18 protein-coding genes are annotated in these 20,836 nt (G+C 59.4%); 9 read left to right on the top strand and 9 right to left on the bottom strand.

Annotated elements, in window-relative coordinates; genetic code table 11:
- Positions 1-465 carry a tRNA (uridine(34)/cytosine(34)/5-carboxymethylaminomethyluridine(34)-2'-O)-methyltransferase TrmL gene (gene trmL, locus ACKF11_RS12255; RefSeq protein WP_309566321.1) on the top strand — a complete coding sequence of 155 codons (465 nt, stop codon included), beginning with the start codon at positions 1-3 and terminating at the stop codon, positions 463-465.
- 136 nt (positions 466-601) lie between these two features.
- On the opposite strand, the gene ACKF11_RS12250 is transcribed toward trmL, so the two are convergent.
- The 5 genes from ACKF11_RS12250 to ACKF11_RS12230 form a co-directional block, all read right to left on the bottom strand.
- Complete coding sequence (locus ACKF11_RS12250) at positions 602-1,591, bottom strand: NAD(P)H-dependent glycerol-3-phosphate dehydrogenase (protein WP_309566320.1); 990 nt, start codon at positions 1,589-1,591, stop codon at positions 602-604.
- 34 nt (positions 1,592-1,625) lie between these two features.
- The gene (locus ACKF11_RS12245; protein WP_407997269.1) at positions 1,626-2,018 is read right to left on the bottom strand and encodes an SH3 domain-containing protein; all 393 of its coding nucleotides are present in this window, start codon (positions 2,016-2,018) and stop codon (positions 1,626-1,628) included.
- Between the two features lie 37 nt (positions 2,019-2,055).
- The gene (secB, locus tag ACKF11_RS12240) at positions 2,056-2,529 is read right to left on the bottom strand and encodes a protein-export chaperone SecB (RefSeq protein WP_309566318.1); all 474 of its coding nucleotides are present in this window, start codon (positions 2,527-2,529) and stop codon (positions 2,056-2,058) included.
- A 135-nt stretch (positions 2,530-2,664) separates the two neighbouring features.
- Positions 2,665-2,922: a glutaredoxin 3 gene (gene grxC / locus ACKF11_RS12235; RefSeq protein ID WP_407993020.1), complete on the bottom strand. Its 258-nt coding sequence runs from the start codon at positions 2,920-2,922 to the stop codon at positions 2,665-2,667.
- Between the two features lie 3 nt (positions 2,923-2,925).
- On the bottom strand, positions 2,926-3,333 hold the full coding sequence (locus ACKF11_RS12230) for a rhodanese-like domain-containing protein (protein WP_407997268.1): 408 nt from the start codon (positions 3,331-3,333) through the stop codon (positions 2,926-2,928).
- Between the two features lie 229 nt (positions 3,334-3,562).
- Here ACKF11_RS12230 and gpmI point away from each other — a divergent pair, with 229 nt between their 5' ends.
- Both gpmI and ACKF11_RS12220 read left to right on the top strand, forming a co-directional pair.
- On the top strand, positions 3,563-5,116 hold the full coding sequence (gpmI, locus tag ACKF11_RS12225; RefSeq protein WP_407997267.1) for a 2,3-bisphosphoglycerate-independent phosphoglycerate mutase: 1,554 nt from the start codon (positions 3,563-3,565) through the stop codon (positions 5,114-5,116).
- A 3-nt stretch (positions 5,117-5,119) separates the two neighbouring features.
- Positions 5,120-6,400 carry a murein hydrolase activator EnvC family protein gene (locus ACKF11_RS12220; protein WP_407997266.1) on the top strand — a complete coding sequence of 427 codons (1,281 nt, stop codon included), beginning with the start codon at positions 5,120-5,122 and terminating at the stop codon, positions 6,398-6,400.
- A gap of 86 nt (positions 6,401-6,486) precedes the next feature.
- Here the strand turns inward: ACKF11_RS12220 and ACKF11_RS12215 are convergent, their stop codons facing one another.
- The gene (locus ACKF11_RS12215; RefSeq protein WP_309566312.1) at positions 6,487-6,906 is read right to left on the bottom strand and encodes a secondary thiamine-phosphate synthase enzyme YjbQ; all 420 of its coding nucleotides are present in this window, start codon (positions 6,904-6,906) and stop codon (positions 6,487-6,489) included.
- 198 nt (positions 6,907-7,104) lie between these two features.
- On the opposite strand from ACKF11_RS12215, the gene ACKF11_RS12210 reads away from it, so the two are divergent.
- On the top strand, positions 7,105-7,914 hold the full coding sequence (locus ACKF11_RS12210) for a PEP-CTERM sorting domain-containing protein (RefSeq protein ID WP_407997265.1): 810 nt from the start codon (positions 7,105-7,107) through the stop codon (positions 7,912-7,914).
- A gap of 149 nt (positions 7,915-8,063) precedes the next feature.
- Complete coding sequence (locus ACKF11_RS12205) at positions 8,064-9,647, top strand: AI-2E family transporter (RefSeq protein ID WP_309566310.1); 1,584 nt, start codon at positions 8,064-8,066, stop codon at positions 9,645-9,647.
- Positions 9,648-9,707: 60 nt separating this feature from the next.
- Here ACKF11_RS12205 and ACKF11_RS12200 read toward each other — a convergent pair whose 3' ends face one another.
- From ACKF11_RS12200 to ACKF11_RS12190, 3 genes are all read right to left on the bottom strand, one after another.
- A complete protein-coding gene (locus ACKF11_RS12200) occupies positions 9,708-10,202 on the bottom strand; it encodes a hypothetical protein (RefSeq protein WP_407997264.1) in 495 nt (164 codons plus the stop codon).
- 175 nt (positions 10,203-10,377) lie between these two features.
- Positions 10,378-12,960, bottom strand: coding sequence for an ATP-dependent chaperone ClpB (gene clpB, locus ACKF11_RS12195; protein ID WP_407997263.1), 2,583 nt, complete (start codon positions 12,958-12,960; stop codon positions 10,378-10,380).
- Between the two features lie 95 nt (positions 12,961-13,055).
- Positions 13,056-13,628, bottom strand: coding sequence for a hypothetical protein (locus ACKF11_RS12190; protein WP_407997262.1), 573 nt, complete (start codon positions 13,626-13,628; stop codon positions 13,056-13,058).
- A 339-nt stretch (positions 13,629-13,967) separates the two neighbouring features.
- Between ACKF11_RS12190 and ACKF11_RS12185 the strand changes: the two genes are divergently transcribed.
- The 4 genes from ACKF11_RS12185 to ppsA all read left to right on the top strand — a co-directional run bounded on the left by ACKF11_RS12185 (position 13,968) and on the right by ppsA (position 20,811).
- A complete protein-coding gene (locus ACKF11_RS12185; RefSeq protein WP_407997261.1) occupies positions 13,968-16,019 on the top strand; it encodes a TonB-dependent receptor in 2,052 nt (683 codons plus the stop codon).
- A gap of 280 nt (positions 16,020-16,299) precedes the next feature.
- Positions 16,300-17,604, top strand: coding sequence for an ATP-binding protein (locus tag ACKF11_RS12180; protein ID WP_407997260.1), 1,305 nt, complete (start codon positions 16,300-16,302; stop codon positions 17,602-17,604).
- Positions 17,601-18,152 carry a response regulator transcription factor gene (locus tag ACKF11_RS12175; RefSeq protein WP_407997259.1) on the top strand — a complete coding sequence of 184 codons (552 nt, stop codon included), beginning with the start codon at positions 17,601-17,603 and terminating at the stop codon, positions 18,150-18,152. Before ACKF11_RS12180 ends, ACKF11_RS12175 begins: the two co-directional genes overlap by 4 nt.
- Before the next feature lie 289 nt (positions 18,153-18,441).
- The gene (ppsA, locus tag ACKF11_RS12170) at positions 18,442-20,811 is read left to right on the top strand and encodes a phosphoenolpyruvate synthase (protein WP_407997258.1); all 2,370 of its coding nucleotides are present in this window, start codon (positions 18,442-18,444) and stop codon (positions 20,809-20,811) included.
- Positions 20,812-20,836: the final 25 nt, after the last annotated feature.

Below are 20,836 nucleotides of genomic sequence, written 5' to 3'. Positions count from 1 at the left end.
ATGTTTGAAATCGTGTTATACCAGCCCGAAATCCCGCCCAACACCGGCAACATCATACGCCTGTGCGCCAACAGCAATACCCGCCTGCACCTGGTCAGGCCGCTGGGGTTCGAACTGGAGGACAAACAGCTCAAGCGCGCGGGGCTGGATTACCACGAATATGCCAGCCTGGTCGTGCACGAGAGCTGGGAAGCCTGCAAACAGGCGCTGGCTGGACGCAGGATGTTCGCGCTCACCACCAAGGGCAGCACCCGCCATAGCGACATTCGCTTCCTGCCCGGCGATGTGTTTGTATTCGGCCCGGAAACACGCGGCCTGCCAGAAGATATCCGCGCCGAGTTCAGCCCGCAGCACAGGGTCAGGCTGCCGATGATGCCGGAAAGCCGCAGCCTCAACCTGTCGAACTCGGCCGCCATCCTGCTGTACGAGGCCTGGCGCCAGCATGATTTCGCCGGCGCGGTCTAGCGCGCGGTATCTGATGCTGAGTCAATCGGCCCAGGCATGCGGCTCGAGATAAAATCAACACACCCCACATCACAACCCATATAACAAAAAAGCACCAGCGCTGGTGCTTTTGAACATTGCGGTTTTGACGCCAACGCTATAGCGATTCGGACTTCTGCTCCCGGCTGAGCAGGTTCTCCATCGCCTGCCGCGGCGAGCGCCCATGCGAAAGCACTTGGTCGACCTCCTGCGTAATCGGCATCTCGACGCCCAGCAGGCTCGCGCGCTTGACCACTTCGCGCGCGGTATGCACGCCTTCAGCCACGTGACCCAGGGTCTTGAGGATTTCCTGCAGGGTCTGGCCGTTGGCAAGGCGCAGGCCCACCTCACGGTTACGGGAGTATTGCCCGGTACAGGTCAGGATCAAGTCGCCTGCGCCGGTCAAGCCCATGAAGGTTTCCTTGGCGCCGCCCAAGGCTACGCCGAAGCGCGTCATTTCGGCCATGCCACGCGTAATCAATGCGGCGCGGGCGTTGTTGCCGCACTGCATGCCGTCGCTGATGCCTGCGGCAATCGCCAATACGTTCTTGAGCGCGCCGCCGACCGATACCCCGATGACATCGGTGCTGGTATAGACGCGGAAGTTGCCGCCATGCAGCATCGCGCCGGCCTTGGCGGCAAAATCCGCATCATTCGCGGCGAGGGTTACGGCCGTGGGTAGCCCACGCACCAGCTCCGCCGCGAAACTCGGCCCGGACAAAACGCCCCAGTGGCGGCTGTCGCCCAGCTCATCCTGCGCGACCTCGTGCGGCAACTTGGCAGTGGCGGCCTCCAACCCCTTGGAAGCCCAGACCACGGGCGCATCGGAACCCAGCCGCTTGATGTCCTTCAACGTATTGCGGAAACCGTTGGTCGGCACCACGGAGACGATCAGGTCGGCGCCATCCAGCGCGCGGCCAAGGTCGCCTTCCACCGTGAGCTGGTCGCCAAACGCGAAGTCGCCGAGGTATTGCAGGTTGGCGCGCGTCACCTGCATATCCATGATATGCGCCTGGTTGCGCGTCCAGAGCGATACCTGGTGCTGGCGGCTGATTTGCAGGGCCAGTGCCGTACCCCAAGCGCCAGCGCCTAAAACTGAAATTTTCATAGTGGATTAATAGTGGACTATTTAACCAGCCGCATCAAAAGCCCCACAGGGAGGAGGCCGATATATAGCCCGTGATGCCGTCCCTGTGCTTGACCTTGACCCAGCCATTGACCGGAGACTCCAGCATGTCGAGCACGACATCCTTGTCGGCCTTGCCCAGCAGCGCTGAGGCTGCATCCGCAGCCTGGCGTATGTCGGCCTGGCCGCCCTTGACCAGCACGGTACGCTTGTTCGCAAGCTGCTTGGCCTCTATCCAGTTGAGGCCGCCCTGCGCGTCACGCACTTTCAGCCATTCCCCCAGGTTCACGATCACCTCGACGGGATAGCCTTGGTCAAGAATATATGTTTTCTTGCCCTGTGCGGAAGGAGCGTCGTACACCACCGCCTTGGGCACGGACACGGAACGGAATTCGACTGCCGATGCCATGACCGGCATCAGCAGGATTGCGACAGCTAAAGACAGCTTAGTGTGTGGTTGCGCCATTCGCCTTGGCCTGCTCTTGTTTTTGCTGTGCGTACAGCGCTTCAAAGTTGACAGGGTTGAGCAATACAGGTGGGAAACCTGCGCGCGTCACGATATCGGAGATGGTTTCGCGTGCGTATGGGAAAATGATGTTCGGGCAAGTCACGCCGAGGATGATGTCGATATTGTCCTGAGGCACGTTGCGGATCTGGAAAATACCGGCCTGGGCCACTTCCACCAGGAACACTGTCTTGTCGCCGAGCTTGGAAGTCACGGTCACGGTAACCACCACTTCGTAAATGCCGTCTTCCAGTTGAGCGGTGGCATTGCTCAACTCGATGGAAACCTGGGGCGCTTCGCGCTGAATGAAAATTTGCGGTGCATGCGGGATTTCCAGCGAGAGATCCTTGACGTAGACCTTCTCGATACCGAATGCCGGTTGTTGCTCTTGTGCTGCTGCCTGTTCTTCTGCCATGTCTCTTCCCTTGACTTCGGGTTGCGCCAAGCGCGCCCCTACATATTAATAAAATTAAAAACCAAAAAGCGTCTAAAACTCAAGCCTGCCATTTTATCCGCTTCAGCCCAGGTTTTGTACTACAAAACCGTGACACTATTTCGCCAGCAATGGGTCCAGCTTGCCGGCCATATCGAGCGCACGCAGGTCATCGAACCCGCCCACATGCACATCGTCGATATAGATTTGTGGAACAGTGCGCCGGCCGGTCTGTTCCATCATTTTCAGCCTGAGCTCGGGCTCGAGGTCGACGCGCACCTTGTTGATTTGCTGCACGCCCTTGCTCAGCAGCAAGCGCTCGGCATTGATGCAGTAAGGGCAAGTGCCGGTGGTATACATAAGGATATTCGCCACGGCCTACCCTTTCACCAGCGGCAGCTTGGCGTCCTGCCAAGCCTTGACGCCGCCCTGCAATTGCTTAACCTGCTTGAATTCGTTTTTTGCCAGGATAGCCGCCGCCTTGCCGGCACGCGCGCCGCTTTCGCAATACACCAGCACCGGCTTGTTCTTGAACTTGCTCAACTCCTTGAGGCGCTCGGGCAGCTGCGCCAATGGGATATGCTTGGCATCGGCAATATGGCCGGCCGCGAATTCGGCGTCGTCACGCACATCCAGCACCACGGCATGGGAACGGTTGATCAAGATCACCGCATCGCTGGCGCTGACGGCAGCCCCGGCCCCGCGCCTGATTGTCGGCAACAGCAACATGATGCCGGAGCCGATTGCCAGCCCGATCCATAATGCGTTCTTTGCAAAAAAATCCACAGTCACCTCAAGATATGCCCGAAAGGCATCATTGTACTAAAATTACCATCGCCTACAGGCGGCCATTTCAGACTAGATGATGCCGGCCGGGGAAAATTCAAGCCCATATTGCAAAAAACTGAACAAAAACCATTCCTGGCGGATCAAATCAGCGATTAAACATGCGTGATCAACAAAAACTCTCTAAAATACAGGGCTATTTCTTGAGCTCACCGGAATCCTGACCGCAATGACTGTAACGCCTGCATTACTCGTTATCCTTGATGGCTTCGGCTACCGTGAAGATAGCCACGACAATGCCATCGCCCTGGCCAATACGCCCAACATCGACCGCTTCTGGGCACAGTACCCGCATACCCTGATCAACGCTTCCGAGACTTTTGTCGGACTACCCAGCGGACAGATGGGCAACTCCGAGGTCGGCCACCTGAACATCGGCGCCGGACGTGTCGTGTTCCAGGATTTCGAGCGCATCAACCGCTCCATCGCATCGAGGGAGTTCTTCAGCAATCCCGTCCTGGTCGAGGCTGCCGACAAGGCCAAGGCCGCGCACAAGGCGGTACATATCCTCGGCCTGGTATCCGACGGCGGCGTGCACAGCCACCAGGACCATATCCACGCCACCATTGAAATGGCGGTGAAAGCCGGCGTGGAAAAAGTGTATGTGCATGCCTTCCTCGACGGGCGCGACACGCCGCCGATCAGCGCCAGGCCTTACCTGGAAAAGCTCGAGCAAGCCTGCGCCCGCATCGGCGGCGGCAAGATCGCCTCGATTTGCGGCCGTTTCTATGCCATGGACAGGGATAAGCGCTGGCCCCGCGTCGAGGCCGCCTACAACCTCATTACCGACGGCCAGGGCGAGTTTGCCGCGGCCACCGCCCTGCAAGGCCTGGAAGCCGCCTATGCGCGCGACGAGAAGGACGAGTTCGTCAAGGCCACAGCGATTGCGGCCGCCGGGGAGCAGCCCGTGACCATGGAAGACGGCGACGTGGTGATCTTCGTCAACTTCCGCTCAGACCGCGCGCGCCAGCTCACGCACGCCTTGCTCGACCCCGACTTCGAAGGCTTCAACCGCCGCCGCCAGCCCAAGCTGGCAGGCTTTTACACCCTGACCCTCTACGACAAGGCGGAAACACGGGCCAAGCCGATTTTCGCCCCGGTGGAAATCCGCAACACCTTCGGCGAATATGTCGCCCAGCACGGCTTGACGCAATTGCGCATTGCCGAGACGGAGAAATACCCGCACGTCACCTTCTTCTTCAATGGCGGCGAGGAGCAAGTCTTCAACGGCGAAGATCGCATCCTGGTCCCCTCCCCCAAGGTGGCTACCTACGACCTGCAACCCGAGATGAGCGCTTACGAAATGACCGACAAGCTGGAAGCCGCCATCCTGAGCAGGAAATACGACGCCATCATCTGCAACTATGCCAATTGCGACATGGTGGGCCACTCCGGCGACCTCAACGCCTCGATCAAGGCCGTGGAAACCATAGACACCTGCATTGCGCGCATCGTCAAGGCGATGGAAAGCATTGGCGGGCAAATGATCATCACGGCCGACCACGGCAATGTCGAGCAGATGCGCGACTACGAGAACAACCAGCCCCATACCCAGCACACCACCAACCAGGTGCCGCTGTTCTTCATCGGCAAACCTGCCACGCTGGCCGCCCCCGGCACCGGCTCGCTGTGCGACTTGGCGCCGACGCTGCTGGCCATGATGGGGCTTAAGCAGCCGCCTGAAATGACCGGCAAATCCCTGGTCACCTTCCAGGCGGCGTAGCGTATGCACGTGCGCTGGCTCAGCATGCTGCTTGCGAGCAGCCTTTCTGCCGCGCCAGCCGCATGGGCCGCCAAGAACGACCCGGAAAAGCCGAAAGCCGCGCTGGATGAAATTCACCAGCGGCTAGAATCGCTAAAGAAAGAACTGGACAGCTCCAAGGAGGCGCATGCCGAGGCCGCAGATGCGCTCAAGAAAAGCGAAAAGGCCATCAGCGACGCCAACCGCAAGCTGGTTGACCTCAAGCAGCAGCAGCAGGAGAGCAGCCAGGCCTTGCAATCCCTGCAAAAACAGAAAGCCGCGCATGAGGCTGAACTCAAGCAGCAGCAGGCGCTGCTGAACCAGCAGTTCTACCAGCAATACCTGCATGGCAAGCCCAACCAGGCGCAGGTGCTGTTGCAGCAGCAAGACCCCAACGCCGCGGCACGCCAATTGCACTACTTCGGCTATGTGTCCCAGGCGCGCAAGGAATTGATGGACGCAGCCTCCGCCAACCTTGCCAAGGTAGAGGCCCTCAATGCGGAAACCAGCAGAACCCTGGCGCAACTGGATGCGCTCCAGGAGCAGCAGGAAAAAGAGCGCACGGAACTGCAACAACAGAAGAAGCAGCGCGACAAACTGGTCAAGCAGCTCTCCAGCAAGATCAGCGCGCAACGCAACGAGATCGACAAGCTCAAGCGCGACGAACAGCGCCTGACGCAATTGATGGAAAAGCTCGCCAAGGCTGCGCGCGAACAAGCCGCGCGTGAAAAGGCTGCCCGGGAGAAAGCCCAACGCGAGGCCGCGCGCGACAAATCAAAGCAAGCCGCAAGCGCCGGCAACAAATCCCCGGGCGGCAAGATCGTCGGCCGCAATGATACTTTGCCCAGCAACGCGTTTGACGGCACCAACTTCGCCTCGCTCAAGGGCAAGCTCAACCTGCCGGTGCGCGGCGAAATCACCAACCGCTTCGGCAGCAGCCGCGCCGACACCGGCATTTCCTGGAAAGGCCTGTTCATCCGGGCCAACGAAGGCAGCGAGGTCAAATCCGTCGCCAGCGGCCAGGTCGTGTTCGCCGACTGGTTGCGCGGTTTTGGCAACCTCATCATCGTCGACCACGGCAGCGGCTACATGAGCCTGTACGGCAACAATCAGGCAGTGTTGAAGCAAGTCGGGGACAACGTCAAGGGTGGGGATACCATCGCCTCGGTCGGCAACAGCGGCGGCAATGAACAGCACGGCGTTTACTTTGAGCTACGCCACCAGAGCAAGCCTTTCGACCCGCTGAGCTGGAGCGTGGTGAAGTAAAAGCGCCCGCAGGCGCGGCTCAAACAAAGCTTATAAAACAGTATAACGAAACCATCCCACAGAACAGCGAGACTTCCTGCCGCTGCTTATTCGCCTATCAAGTGCAGCAACACCTTGCGCGTATGCGACATGCGCCGGTGCTCGTAGAGGAATATCCCCTGCCAAGTGCCCAGCGCCGCCTTGCCGTCCACGACCGGGATGGAGATGCTGGTCTGCGTCAATGCGGATCGCACATGCGCCGGCATGTCATCCGGCCCCTCGGCGGTATGGATGAACAGCGGGTCGCCGTCAGGCACCAGGCGCTCGAAGAAGCTTTCCATATCCACCAGCACGTCGGAATCGTAATTCTCGTTGATGAGGATGCTGGCCGAAGTATGCTGGATGTACAGCGTCAACAAGCCCTGGCGGATGCCGGCCGCGCCCACCCACCGCGTCACGGCAGGTGTAATGTCATACAAACGGCGCCCGTTGGTATGTTGAACGATCTGGTGATGTTGCTGCTGCATGCAATGACTCCTGAGGCTTAGCCTGATGTCCGAAGTATAACGGCCGAGTGCGGCACCGAAAAATAAAGAACCGTCCAGCCCCAAATTTCTGCAATGAAAACGCCCGCCCAATAGTCCATTCGGACCATTCACAAGGTATATCAATATACCTTTACCACGCCCATAATCATAGCCTCCATCATCCCTGGGAGAATCAAAATGAAAATGCGTTACTTGAGTGCCGTCGTCATGCTCGCAACCGCTATTCCCGCTTTGGCTGCCCCCACCACCATCAACTCCAGTGCCGTCGATATCACCTACGATCCGGATACGTTCCAGCTCGAAGTCGAGGATGCATATTACGGATGGCAAACGCTGGATAACAGTATTGCTTCAATATCCGGTGTTACCAATGGGGTTTCAATCAACTTTAATGGCGCTCTGTATGTCAGTGCGGACGGCGGGCGTTATTTTAGTTACGAAAGCTTTTCCGGCACCTTTTCCCTTCCGTTGTCCTTTACTGTACATCCCGGCCAGGTCATCGAAAGTTACTCCATCACCTATTCCGGCACTTATGACGCGTCAAACGGTAGCCTGGGTGCCGCTGGTGTGAGCGTTAACGGTTCAGGAGCATCATTTTACGGTTATGACGGGTATGGCTCCAGCTTCAGCGCAACAGGCATCATTTCCGGTGACATTCCACCCACGATCGCTGGCTCTTTCGAAGCTTGGGCGGATTATACTTGGACGTCTGTTTATATGGGTCAGGTGTGGATTGACACCGGCTATTACGTACCAGGGCCATGTGACGAATATGGATTCTGCGAGCCCGATCAATGGGTAGAGGATGGCTATTGGGAAGATGTATATGAAGACCAAGGCGTCATAGGCACTGCGTCGCTCAACCTGCAATCCATCCAGGTGGTAGCCAATATTGCCGCCGTGCCGGAAGCAAGTTCCTATGCGATGCTGCTGGCAGGATTAGGTGTATTGGGCCTGGCTGCACGTCGTCGTCGCCCACGCAATTGATCTCCTGCAGTCTGGCTCGTTGCCGTCCCGGCGCGGGCCTGACTGCTTGTTTGCGGCAGCGCAACTCCTGCTTGCTTCGCCGCTTGCCCTCTTGTGATCCGGCCGCCTCGGGATAGAATAGTCGGCAATACAAGCCCAGAGCCTTTCCCATGTTACTCAGCCGTTTCCGCCACCCCGCCGTATCCCACCACCAGATTGTATTGCGCGAGGTGCCTTTGCTGGCCGGGCTCAGCAACCACGAGCTGGACACCCTGAACAACCTGCTGCACCAGCGCACTTATGTGCGGGATGAAATCATCTTCGACCCGCATGAGGAAGGTCAGGCCATTTACTTCATCCTCTCGGGGAAGGTGCGGGTATCGCTGGACGGGCAGATCATCGGCACCCTGGAGGCGGGGCAGTTTTTCGGGGAGCGGGCCTTGCTGGAGAACGTGCGCCGCAAAACCCAGATCCGCGCCTTGGAAGACTGCGTGCTTGCGGTACTGTTCCGGGACGACTTCCTGCATTTGCTGCATACGCATCCGCAGATCGCGGATACCATTTCCGAGCATTGCAGCCTGAGGCGCGTTCAATTTCCCGAAATTGAACGCGAAACCATCGACCAGCCCTTATTGGCGAACGAGCAGCACGGGCCCGGTCCGTTGGCCTGGGCGGGGATCATTGCCACCACCTGCCTGCTGTTGCTGATCTTCAAGAAAATCCTTTGGCTGGTGGTGCCTTTCCTGCTGGCGTTGATCCTCTATTACCTGCTTGCCCCGCTGGAGAAAAAGATGGTGGCCGCAGGCACGGGACGCGGGCTTGCTGCGGTGGCATTGAGCGGCGCGTTCCTGGTGGTGACCGTGGTCGGGCTGCTGTTGGTCTATCCCATGGTGGTTGCCAACGCGGCATCATGGCAGACGGGCTTCGCCCATTACTCCGCCGGGGGAGCGGCCTTGGCAGAACAGGCGCTGCAAGGCGTGCAGGAGAAGTTTAGCTTCCTGCAGACCGCCCATTTCGGCGACAACATCTCGAAGCAGATTACGGACGTCTCAGAGCACTTTTCCGACAAATACCTGGGCAAGATACTGAGCGGGCTCGCCACCTGGCTGCCTTCCCTGCTGCTCACGCCGATCATTACCTTCTTCATGCTCAAGGATGGCGCCAATTTCAGGAAAATGCTCGGCGCCGCCGTGCCTAACGCCTTCTTCGAGAAAACCCTTTACCTCATCCATGCGGTAGACCAGACCGCCAGGCTCTATTTTGTCGGCCTCATGAAGATGACGGTGATCGATACCATCCTGACGACATTGGGCTTGTGGGCGCTCGGCATATCTTCCCCCTTGATGCTGGGCATGATTGTGGCCGTCCTGTGCTGGATACCATACCTGGGCCCCTTGCTGGGGTTTGCCATCGTGGCGCTGGTCGCTTCCACCGACATGCCGGGCAACATCGGCGTGATCTACAGCCTGGCAGCATTGTTCATCATGATCCGCATGCTGGACGATTTCTTCTTCCTACCCGCCATTGTCGGGCGCAGCCTGCGCATTCATCCGCTGCTCACCATCATGATGTTCCTGATCGGCGAGGCGATTGCAGGCGTGGCGGGCTTAATGCTGGTGATTCCCATCCTTGGCGTCGTCCGCATCCTGGGCGAGACCCTGGAGATCATCCTAAAGGACACCCGCCTGCAGGCCCGGCACCGCTATTCGGAGAAATTGCGCTGGCGCGCCGCCACGCGCGATATGGATCGCTGAATATATTTTTACTGGCAATAAAAAAGGGCTGGAAAACCAGCCCCAAGCTTGCGCTACTGTCTACCACCAGCCCCAGCGCGGGCCATAGTAGCCGCGCCAGTATGGGCCGTAACCAGGTCCCCAGAAGGGGTCATAGAATCCGCGGTTGCGCCATTGGTATTCACGGCGCAGCTTTTCCTGCTCTATCACTTTTTCCTTCTCGCGCTTGTTCAGCTCTTCAGCAAAACCGTCCCGCAACGCCTGCTCGCGGCTGCTGTAAATATAATCGAGCACCTTGGGGTCCACGCCCTGCTTGCTCAGCTCCAACGCCTTGGAGGGGGTCAGGTCGTAGCGCGAATTGCTTTCCTTGATCTTGGCAATGATCTCGTCAGGGCTGGTACCGGCCTTGGACAGGCGCACCAGCTCGTCATAGGTAATGAACGGCGCAGGCTGCGGCAGTAGCTTCTCCAGTTCTTCAGCGGAAATACGCTGGATCTGCGGTTCCTTCTGCTGCTGGGTAGACGCGCACCCCGCCAGTACCAAACTGCCCATCACGACAGCAACGATCAATCTCATCTCATCCTCCTGGCGCCTGCCAGATCACTCCAAACCTGCTTCAAAGGCCATGACAGGCCAAACTGCCTGTATGACCATGAAGCGGCCGCCAAATTCCCAACCGTTCATATTCTAGTGCAAAATTTTTCACTCTGATCATAAGAAACGGGGCAGGAATATTCCTGCCCCGTTATGGTCAAGCCTTGCTGAACACCATGCGCCCGCCCTTGAAGTCCACATGCACCGTATCCTTAGCGGCAAATGTGCCATTGAGGATTTCCTTGGCCAGCGGGTTCTCGATCTCGGACTGGATCGCACGCTTGAGCGGACGTGCGCCATACACAGGATCGAAACCGGCGTTGGCAATCTCGGCCAGCGCAGCATCGCTGACGTCTAGCTGCATGTCCATCGCCGCCAGGCGCTTGGCCAAACTCTGCAACTGGATGCCGGCAATCGACTTCACGTGCGACTCGCCCAGCGCGTGGAACACCACTACCTCGTCGATGCGGTTGACGAACTCGGGCCTGAAATTGGCTTTCACCTCGGCCATCACGGCGAGCTTGACGACTTGGTAGTCGTCGCCGCTCATGTTCTGGATCATCTGCGATCCGAGGTTGGAGGTCATGATGATCACCGTATTCTTGAAGTCCACGGTACGGCCCTGGCCATCGGTCAAACGCCCGTCGTCCAGCACCTGCAGCAGCACGTTGAACACGTCCGGGTGCGCTTTCTCGACCTCGTCCAGCAGGATCACCGAGTAAGGCTTGCGGCGCACGGCCTCGGTCAGGTAGCCGCCCTCTTCGTAGCCGACGTAGCCCGGCGGCGCGCCGATCAGGCGCGCCACGGAATGCTTTTCCATGAACTCGCTCATGTCGATGCGGATCAGGTGGTCTTCCGAATCGAACAGGAAACCCGCCAACGCCTTGGTGAGCTCGGTCTTGCCCACGCCGGTAGGGCCCAGGAACAGGAAGGAGCCATACGGCTTGTTGGGGTCGGACAAGCCTGAGCGCGAACGACGGATCGCGTCGCTGACCAGGCGCACCGCCTCGTCCTGCCCCACCACGCGCTCATGCAATTTGTCTTCCATATGCAGTAGCTTGTCGCGCTCGCCTTGCAGCATCTTGGAGACAGGGATGCCCGTCGCGCGCGACACCACCTCGGCGATTTCTTCCGCGCCGACCTGCGTGCGCAGCAGGCGGTGTTGCTTAGGCTCGCCTTCCTCGGCGCTAGCGGCCTGCTTGAGCTGGGTTTCCAGCTGCGGCAGCTTGCCGTATTGCAGCTCGGAGACTTTCTGCCATTCGCCCTTGCGCGTGGCTTCCTCGATCTGCAGCTTGACCTTCTCGATCTCTTCCTTCAGGTGCTTGCTGCCCTGGACCTGGGCTTTTTCCGCCTTCCAGATTTCCTCCAGATCGGCATATTCCTTCTCCAGGCGGCGAATTTCATCCTCGATCAGCGACAGGCGCTTTTGCGAAGCCTCGTCCTTCTCGCGGTGCACCGCTTCGCGCTCGATCTTGAGCTGGATCAGGCGGCGCTCGAGCTTGTCCAGCGCTTCCGGCTTGGAATCGATTTCCATCTTGATGCGCGACGCCGCCTCGTCGATCAGGTCGATGGCCTTGTCCGGCAGGAAGCGGTCGGTAATGTAGCGGTGGCTCAACTCGGCGGCGGCGACGATCGCGGGGTCGGTGATCTCGACGCCGTGGTGCACTTCGTATTTTTCCTGCAAGCCGCGCAGGATGGCGATGGTCGCCTCGACCGAGGGCTCGTCCACCAGCACCTTCTGGAAGCGGCGCTCCAGCGCGGCATCCTTCTCGATGTACTTGCGGTATTCGTCCAGCGTGGTCGCGCCTACGCAGTGCAATTCGCCGCGCGCGAGCGCCGGCTTGAGCATATTGCCGGCATCCATCGCGCCTTCCGCCTTGCCGGCGCCCACCATGGTGTGGATTTCATCGATGAAGACGATGGTCTGGCCTTCATCCTGCGCCAGCTCCTTCAATACGGCCTGCAAGCGCTCCTCGAACTCGCCCCGGTACTTGGCGCCCGCCAACAGGCCCGCCATGTCCAGCACCAGCACGCGCTTGTTCTTGAGCGTTTCCGGCACCTCGCCATTGACGATGCGCTGAGCAAGGCCTTCCACAATCGCGGTCTTGCCCACGCCGGGCTCGCCGATCAATACCGGGTTGTTCTTGGTGCGGCGCTGCAATACCTGGATCGCGCGCCGGATTTCATCGTCGCGCCCGATCACGGGATCGAGCTTGCCGGAGCGCGCTCGCTCGGTCAGGTCGACCGTGAACTTCTTCAGGGCCTCGCGGTTGCCTTCCGCCTCCTGGCTATTGACGGTATCGCTGCCGCGCACGGCGTTGACCGCCTGCTCCAGCGCCTGCTTGGTCAAGCCGTGGGTCTTCAGCAAGCGGCCGGTCTCGCCCTTGTCGTCGGCCAGCGCGAGCAGGAACATCTCGCTCGCGATATAGGCGTCGTTGCGTTTCTGGGCGTTCCTGTCGGTGACGTTGAGGAGGTTGTTGAGCTCGCGCGAAATCGAGACATCGCCGCTATTGCCCTGTACTTTCGGCAGGTTGTCGATCGCGGTCTGCAACCCGGCCCTAAGCGGGGCCAGGTTCGCCCCGGCGCGCGCGAGCAGCGATGCGGTGCCGCCGTCGTCCTGGTTGAGCAGGGCCAGCAGCAGGTGCGAGGCTTCGATGTTGGGATTGTCGTTGCCGACCGCGATGCTTTGCGCGTCAGCCAGGGCTTGCTGGAATTTTGTAGTCAATTTGTCGAAACGCATGCTTGCCTTCCTTCAATGTATGTTTGGTTGACTACTACATGGCGACCATCCAGGATGAATTCAAGCGCCAGGCATTAACAAAATCCTACATTGCGCTAACGCTTGTCCCAGGTGCGGCCATCATCCTCGGAAACCAGCTGGTGCAGCGCCGAGGTGCCATCGCTGCGGATCTCCAGCCAGTTCAGGTTCACTTGGTTGTTGAGCGAGATCAATTCGATATGGCTGACATCGTCGGTGGACATCCGCTTGGGAGGGGAAGACACCCACGCCGAGCCGTCCATGCGCGCGTAGTACACACCCTTGTTCATGCGCATCCACACCAGGTGCCAGCCCCAATTGCCGCCCCGCACGATGGCGAGCAAGGGGAAATGACAACCCAGGCTGCGGCTGCCGTCATAGGTGACGCGCCGGATACCTTGCAGCCGCCCCTCGAGCGACGTGGCCATGACCAGGTCGCGCGTGCCGTCGGTGAAGGTGTGCTGCCAGAAAAACACGGGCTGCCCGTTCGCATCGCGCGTGCCCGCCACACGGCAATTGCTCGGAATACGTTCCGCCAACTGGCGCAGCTTGGCGTCCTCCTCATGGTTGACGACCTCCAGCCCGATCTCTGCCGCGGCAGCCGAGCAAGCAATCAAAACCCCGATAATTCCAATAATCTTTTGTTTCATATTTCATTGACTCATGGAGAGCATGACGCAAATGATACGAGTGCGACAATCTGTCGCACTTCAGGGACAGCGTTTGTTGTTATTATCCGTGCATGATTCCTTTTAGGCAAAAGCACGGGCCGATTGCCCATGGGGCCTACATCGCAGCACTACTCAACAGGCTTGCCGCGGCCCTGGCCTCATGTTCGATTCATGAGGCATGGCCTGCCGTATTCGCTGTCCCGGGCAGCAAGTATATGCCTTTGTCACGCAAAACGGCAGACCCCGGATCATTACCTTAATAGACCAATGACGGTCGGATAGACCCATTCCGACGACACCCCACCCAGGAGCATTTTCATGCAGTACCGTTACCGTCTTGTTGCACTGTCCGTGATGGCGGCATGCCACCATCAGGCATTCGCAGACCATGTCACGACGCAGCCCGGCAGCAACGACTCCACGATCACCATCGGCGGCATCGTCGTGACGGGCAACCGCGCTTCCGCCCTGCCCGCCCGCAGCATCCTCTCCTCTGTCGACGTCATCGGCAAAGAGGCGATCGAAACCCAATCGGTGCAGAACAGCTGGCAATTGTTTTCCCGCGCTCCCGGCGTGCAACTGACCGAATACCGCATGGGCACCACGACAGGCAAATTCTCGTTCCGCGGCTTCAACGGCGAAGGGGAAGTCAATGCCGTCAAGTTGCTCATCGACGGCATCCCCAGCAACAGCAACGACGGCAACATGCCTTATCTGGATATGCTGATGCCGCTCGATATCGAGGCGATCGAAGTCGTACGCGGCACCAACGACCCGCGGTACGGCCTGCACAATATTGCGGGCAATGCCAACGTCGTCACCAGGATAGGCGGCAACTACGCAACGGCGCGGGCCAGCTACGGCAGCTTCAACACGCGTGAACTGCAAACCGCCGTCGGCATCGAGAAAGACGGCTTCAGCCAGAATTACTTTGCGGCAGTGCAGGAATATCACGGTTACCGCGACCATTCCGATTCCCGCAAGCATTCGGTGGCAGGTAAATGGTTTTACGATTCCGAGGACGGCCGCTTCCGAACCGGCCTGATCGCACGCCATTACCGGCAGGACGCCCAGGAAGCCGGCTACCTGACCTATGCGCAATCGCGCGCCCACCCCCGGCAATCCCTGCCGCACAATGCCACTGACGGCGGAGAGCGTGAGCTCAACCAGCTCAGCCTGCATTTCGACTGGACCATCAACGATCACTGGTTCTGGTCCAACAAGGCCTACCTCAACACCATGGACGACCAGCGCTGGGTGAGGTTTTCCGTCATGAACGCCAACCAGCAGGAACGCCTGCTCAGGGAGAACCATACCGGGGTGCTGTCCACCTTGACCTGGCGGCCGGACGTGGACCATCTCGGCCTGCACAGCCTTGCCGTCGAGGGCGGCTTCAGCGCCGAATGGCAGAACAACGAAAACTACCGCTACACGACCAACGCCCGCAGCCGGCTGGGTGCAACGCGCAACCAGCATTACGAGTTCGACACCTACGGCGTCTACCTGCAGGCGGTGATCCGCCCCACCGCCAAGCTCAAGATCGTGCCGGCCTATCGCGTGGACCGCGTGGACGGCGATTTCAAGAACTTGCTCGATGGCAGCAATGCCGATGCGCAGGACTACGGCGCCATCCGCCAGCCCAAGATCAGCGCGGTATATAGCCTGTCAGAGCATTACAGCGTCTACGGCAACTGGGGGCGCAGCTTCCAGGTCGGCATCGGCGCAGCCACCTATAAAACTAACCCGCTCGCGCCCGACCTCAAGCCCTCCATCAACGACGGCTGGGAGGTCGGCTTGAAATTCCAGCCTACGGACTGGATCGACGGGCGTATCGCGGCCTGGGAGCAGAAAGCCAGCAACGAGGCGCGCCGCATCCTGGGCAGCGCCAGCAATGATTCCGAGAACATCGGCCAGACCTTGCGCCAGGGCATCGATTTCCAGGCCAACCTACGCCCAACGGAAAAGCTGGATATCTGGGCCAACCTGTCGATACAGCGCTCGGAAATCACCAAGCCGGGCAACACCGAACTGGGCAACAAGGGCCACGAGATCGACCATGTACCAAGGCAGATTTACGGCCTGGGCGCCGATTACCGCATCCTGCCCACGCTCAAGCTTTCCGCCTGGGGCAACGGGCAAGGCGATTACTACCTGGAACGCTCCAACACCTGGGGCAAATACGGCGGCTATTTCCTCGTCAATTTGGGCGCCGCATGGCAAGTGCGGAAAAACGTCAGCCTGGAACTGCAAGTGCGCAACCTGGCGGACCGTTACTACGAATATGTCTATTACGACCCTGACTATACGCAAACCTTGCACTCGCCTGGCGAGGGCCGCGGCGTCTACGCCTCTGTCCGGCTGGATATCTAGCCTGCCCGCACGGGCCAGGCATGCCATCCGGCTTGGAGCCAACTGCGGAGTACGGATAAAGAAAAAGGCTGGGCACCAGCAAGTACCCAGCCTCTGTGAAAAGGCCATCGGCCTTTAGACGAGGTATCCTCAATTGGATAAGGGAATATTAAATGCAGCGCCAGTGCCTGGGAATGCGACATGTTGTCGCAGCCTCTCTCACGCCAGGCAAGGCGTATTTGCGCGGATGCGGCATTCTGCCGCATGCATTGCCAAGCCCTGCCTAGGGTAGAATCGCCCCATGTCCTCACTCGCCTTTGCCACGAACCTGCGCCGCCTGCTGTGGCTGCGCGTCGTCATGATGGCCGCCCTGGCATTGGCCAGCGTAGTCGCTACCCGGGCATTCGACATCGCGCTGCCCATGTTCGAGGTCGCCAGCGCCATCGGCCTCATGCTGGCCGTCAACCTACTCAGCTGGCTGCGCCTGTGGCGCCAGGCACGCATCCATGAACTCGAGCTGCTGACACAGCTATTGCTCGACATTGCCCTGCTCACCTGGCTGTTCTATGTCACGGGAGGCTACAGCAACCCTTTCGTCTGGATGTACCTGCTGCCGCTATCGGTGGCCGCCGTCGCGCTGCCCTGGCGCTATACATGGCTGATCGCGGCGTTGGTCATTGCCGCCTACAGCCTGCTGATGTTCTGGTACGAGCCGTTGACCATTCATAGCGCAGTGCATCACGGCGCTTCCTACCACGAGCATGACGAAGGCTTCAGCCTGCATTTGCTCGGCATGTGGGGCGGTTTCGTCGTCAGCGCGGTCGTCATTGCATTTTTCGTGGAGCGCATGGGACGCAACCTGCGCGAATATGACAAGCTGCTGGCCGAATCGCGGGAAAAAGTGCTCGCGAGCGAACGCATGCTGGCAATCGGCACTCTGGCGACAGGCGCGGCGCACGAGCTCGGCACCCCGCTCTCCACCATGGCGGTCATTGCCCAGGAGCTGGTGCAGGAGCATCGGCACGATCCTGAGCTGTCCGGCGCGCTCACCCTGCTGCGCAGGCAAATCGACCGTTGCAAGGAAATCCTCTCCTCCATCACCGCATCGGCGGGCATGATGCGCTCCGAAGCCGCTTCCTCCATGCCTGCGGATGCCTTTATCAGGCAAGTGGCGGAGCGCTGGAAGGAGATGCGCCCGGCCACGCAGATCAAGCTGGACATCCAGCTGACACAACCGAGCCCGGTGATTGTGGCCGACCTTGCCTTGGGCCAGGCCCTCACCAACCTGATCAACAACGCTGCCGACGCCTCGCCCGACGGCATTAGCCTGGCTGCCCAGGTGGATCAGGATATCCTGGTCGTCGACATCCATGACCAAGGTAGCTTTCCCAGCGCGGACCGGCTCGCGTTGATGGGCAGGCCATTCCATAGCACCAAGCAGGACGCCGGCGGCTTGGGCCTGGGCATATTCCTGGCCAAGTCGGTGTTGGAAAAATTCGATGGCGAAGTCGCGTTCACGCCCAGGGAACCCCAAGGTACGTTAACCCGGGTGCGCATTCCGTTGAAAAACCTCCAATTGCAGTCCACGCCGAAACACACGCCATGACACAAGAACCGCTTCAAGACCAACCGACAATGCTGCTGGTGGATGATGACGAGATCTTCACGCAAGTTCTGGAAAAAGCCATGCAGAAACGGGGATTCCTGGTGCAGGTCGCCCACAATGTGGCCGATGCCATGTCCATGTATGTGGACGAAAGCCCGGAATATGCCGTCATCGACCTGCGCATGCCCGGAGATTCCGGACTGGCGTTGGTCAGGCATCTTCACCAGCTCGACAACCAGACCCGCATCGTAGTGCTCACGGGCTATGCCAGCATCGCCACCGCCGTGGAGGCGGTCAAGCTGGGCGCAACGCACTACCTTGCCAAGCCTGCGGACGCGGACCAGGTGCTTGCCGCATTCGAGCGAACGGAAGGCGATATCAACGCCCCCGTCCCCGAAAATGCGCTTTCCGTCAACCGCATGGAATGGGAGCACATCCAACGCGTACTGCAGGAAAACGACGGCAACATCTCCGCCACTGCCCGCAGCCTCAATATGCACAGGCGCACCCTGCAGCGCAAGCTGAACAAGCATCCGGCCAGAAAATAACTTAAGAACTCCTAGCCCGTTTGGACTAGTCCCTATCCCCAAGCTCTTGCACAGCGTTTACAATTACCCGGATTATTGCGTTTGCAAGGGGATTTTTTGCTGTCCGCATGCGGTGACGCGTGACACCAAAGCCCAGAATAAGGCAAAATATTGGTTTTCTTATCTACATCCCCTTAAAATCTTTAGCTTTTTAGTATTACGCTCCCCGATAGCTCACTGCTTAATGGAAAGCCATACTGAAACAAAAACTTACGTGCGCCCAGCGCCATGTAATTGATGGAGAGTAAACATGTTGGATTACGTAATCGCCTTTGACAAGCTGCGCATCTCTGATGTGCCTGCAGTTGGCGGCAAGAATGCCTCTTTGGGCGAAATGATCAGCCAACTCACTGCCAAGGGCGTACGAGTGCCAGGTGGTTTTGCCACGACAGCTCACGCCTACCGCCAATTCCTGGCACAAGACGGCTTGGACAAGCGCATCAATGCGGAACTCGACAAGCTCGATGTCGACGATGTCGATGCATTGGCCGCCACCGGCGAAAAGATCCGCCAATGGATTGTCGACACCTCCTTCCCCAAGGAGCTGCAAGACGCCATCGCCGAGCATTACAAGGCACTGACCGCCGACTCCGGCGACGACATGACATTTGCCGTGCGCTCATCCGCGACGGCCGAAGACTTGCCTGACGCCTCTTTTGCAGGCCAGCAGGAAAGCTTCCTCAACATTCATGGCCTGGACAACATCCTGCACGCAATCAAGGAAGTGTTCGCATCCCTCTACAATGACCGCGCCATCTCCTACCGCGTGCACAAGGGCTTCATCCACGCTGACGTCGCCCTGTCTGCCGGCGTGCAGCGCATGGTGCGCAGCAACCTCGGCAGCTCCGGCGTCATGTTCACCATGGATACCGAATCCGGTTTCCGCGACGTGGTCTTCATCACCTCCTCCTACGGCCTCGGCGAGACCGTGGTGCAAGGCGCGGTGAACCCGGATGAGTTCTATGTCCACAAGCCATTGCTGGCCAAGGGCTTCCCTGCCATCGTGCGCCGCACGCTGGGCTCCAAGCTGATCAAGATGGTGTTCAGCGACAGCAACGTCGCCGGCAAAAGCACCCATACCGTGGAGAACAGCAAGGAAGAAAGCGCGCGCTACTCCATCGCCGACGAGGAAATCCTCGAGCTTGCCCGTTTTGCCGTACTGATCGAGGAGCATTACAAGTGCCCGATGGACGTCGAATGGGGCCGCGACGGCGTGGACGGCAAGCTGTATATCCTGCAAGCCCGCCCGGAAACCGTGAAATCCCAAAGCGGCAACGTGGTCGAGAAATTCCAGATCAACAGCAGCGGCAACACCGCGATCATCACCGGCCGCGCCGTAACGCAGAAAGTCGGCTCCGGCCCGGTGCGCGTGGTCAAGCACGCTTCCGAGATGAACACCGTGCAACCTGGCGACGTCCTGGTGGCCGACATGACCGATCCGAACTGGGAGCCCGTCATGAAGCGCGCATCCGCGCTGGTGACCAACCGCGGCGGCCGTACCTGCCATGCTGCCATCATTGCGCGTGAGCTGGGCATCCCTGCGATCGTCGGCAGCGTCAACGCCACCGACCTGCTGGAAGACGGCAAGGTCGTCACCGTCTCCTGTGCCGAAGGCGAAACCGGCTACGTCTATGCCGGCGCAGTGCCTTTCACCGTCACCCAGGAAGAAGAAGCCAAGCTGCCTCCGGCGCCTGTCAAGGTCATGATGAACGTCGGCAACCCCGACATGGCGTTCAGCTTCGCGCAAATCCCGAACGACGGCGTCGGCCTGGCCCGCCTGGAATTCGTGATCAACAACATGATCGGCATCCACCCCAAGGCCATCCTCAACCTCGACAGCGTGCCTGCCGACCTGCAAGAGGAAATCAAGCGCCGCGCCAAGGGCTACGAAAGCCCTCGCCAGTTTTACATCGACAAGCTGGCCGAGGGTGTGGCCACCATCGGTGCGGCATTCTGGCCCAAGCCTGTCATCGCGCGCATGTCCGACTTCAAGTCCAACGAATACCGCAAGCTGATTGGCGGCGAGATTTATGAGCCGGAAGAAGAAAACCCGATGCTGGGCTTCCGCGGCGCAACGCGCTACATTTCGCCCGATTTCGAGGACTGCTTCGAGCTCGAGTGCATTGCGATGCGCAAGGTGCGCGAGCAGCTCGGCCTCACCAACGTCGAACTCATGATCCCGTTCGTGCGCACACTGGACGAAGCACGCAAGGTCGTCGAAATCCTGGCCAAGCACGGCCTCAAGCGCGGCGAAAACGGCTTGCGCCTGATCATGATGTGCGAGATTCCATCCAACGCCTTGCTGGCTGAACAGTTCCTGGAATATTTCGACGGTTTCTCCATCGGTTCCAACGACCTGACGCAGCTCTCCCTCGGTATGGACCGCGACTCAGGCCTGGTGGCTGCCGGCTTCGACGAGCGCGACCCTGCGGTCAAGGTGTTGCTGGAAATGGCGATCAGCACCGCGAACCGCCTGGACAAGTATGTCGGCATCTGCGGTCAGGGGCCTTCCGACCATCCCGACTTCGCGGAATGGCTGGTGGAAAAGGGCATCAAGTCCGTATCCCTCAACCCTGATACCGTGATCAACACCTGGCAACGTATCAGCAAGAGCAAGTAACTCACTTAGGCCAAGGGATAGCGCG

The organism is Methylobacillus draconifructus (genome assembly GCF_045984385.1).
GTDB classification, from domain to species: domain Bacteria; phylum Pseudomonadota; class Gammaproteobacteria; order Burkholderiales; family Methylophilaceae; genus Methylobacillus; species Methylobacillus flagellatus_A.
The sequence above is the reverse complement of the archived record's forward strand: the minus strand, read 5'-3'. Positions and strand labels throughout refer to the sequence as shown.

Coding starts and splice junctions, on each gene's coding strand:
- ACKF11_RS12200 (WP_407997264.1), bottom strand. CDS start 10,202: ATGAGATTGATCGTTGCTGTCGTGATGGGCAGTTTGGTACTGGCGGGG.
- ppsA (WP_407997258.1), top strand. CDS start 18,442: ATGTTGGATTACGTAATCGCCTTTGACAAGCTGCGCATCTCTGATGTG.
- trmL (WP_309566321.1), top strand. CDS start 1: ATGTTTGAAATCGTGTTATACCAGCCCGAAATCCCGCCCAACACCGGC.
- ACKF11_RS12205 (WP_309566310.1), top strand. CDS start 8,064: ATGTTACTCAGCCGTTTCCGCCACCCCGCCGTATCCCACCACCAGATT.
- ACKF11_RS12210 (WP_407997265.1), top strand. CDS start 7,105: ATGAAAATGCGTTACTTGAGTGCCGTCGTCATGCTCGCAACCGCTATT.
- clpB (WP_407997263.1), bottom strand. CDS start 12,960: ATGCGTTTCGACAAATTGACTACAAAATTCCAGCAAGCCCTGGCTGAC.
- ACKF11_RS12185 (WP_407997261.1), top strand. CDS start 13,968: ATGCAGTACCGTTACCGTCTTGTTGCACTGTCCGTGATGGCGGCATGC.
- ACKF11_RS12250 (WP_309566320.1), bottom strand. CDS start 1,591: ATGAAAATTTCAGTTTTAGGCGCTGGCGCTTGGGGTACGGCACTGGCC.
- ACKF11_RS12245 (WP_407997269.1), bottom strand. CDS start 2,018: ATGGCATCGGCAGTCGAATTCCGTTCCGTGTCCGTGCCCAAGGCGGTG.
- ACKF11_RS12220 (WP_407997266.1), top strand. CDS start 5,120: ATGCACGTGCGCTGGCTCAGCATGCTGCTTGCGAGCAGCCTTTCTGCC.
- ACKF11_RS12215 (WP_309566312.1), bottom strand. CDS start 6,906: ATGCAGCAGCAACATCACCAGATCGTTCAACATACCAACGGGCGCCGT.
- ACKF11_RS12190 (WP_407997262.1), bottom strand. CDS start 13,628: ATGAAACAAAAGATTATTGGAATTATCGGGGTTTTGATTGCTTGCTCG.
- gpmI (WP_407997267.1), top strand. CDS start 3,563: ATGACTGTAACGCCTGCATTACTCGTTATCCTTGATGGCTTCGGCTAC.
- ACKF11_RS12175 (WP_407997259.1), top strand. CDS start 17,601: ATGACACAAGAACCGCTTCAAGACCAACCGACAATGCTGCTGGTGGAT.
- secB (WP_309566318.1), bottom strand. CDS start 2,529: ATGGCAGAAGAACAGGCAGCAGCACAAGAGCAACAACCGGCATTCGGT.
- ACKF11_RS12180 (WP_407997260.1), top strand. CDS start 16,300: ATGTCCTCACTCGCCTTTGCCACGAACCTGCGCCGCCTGCTGTGGCTG.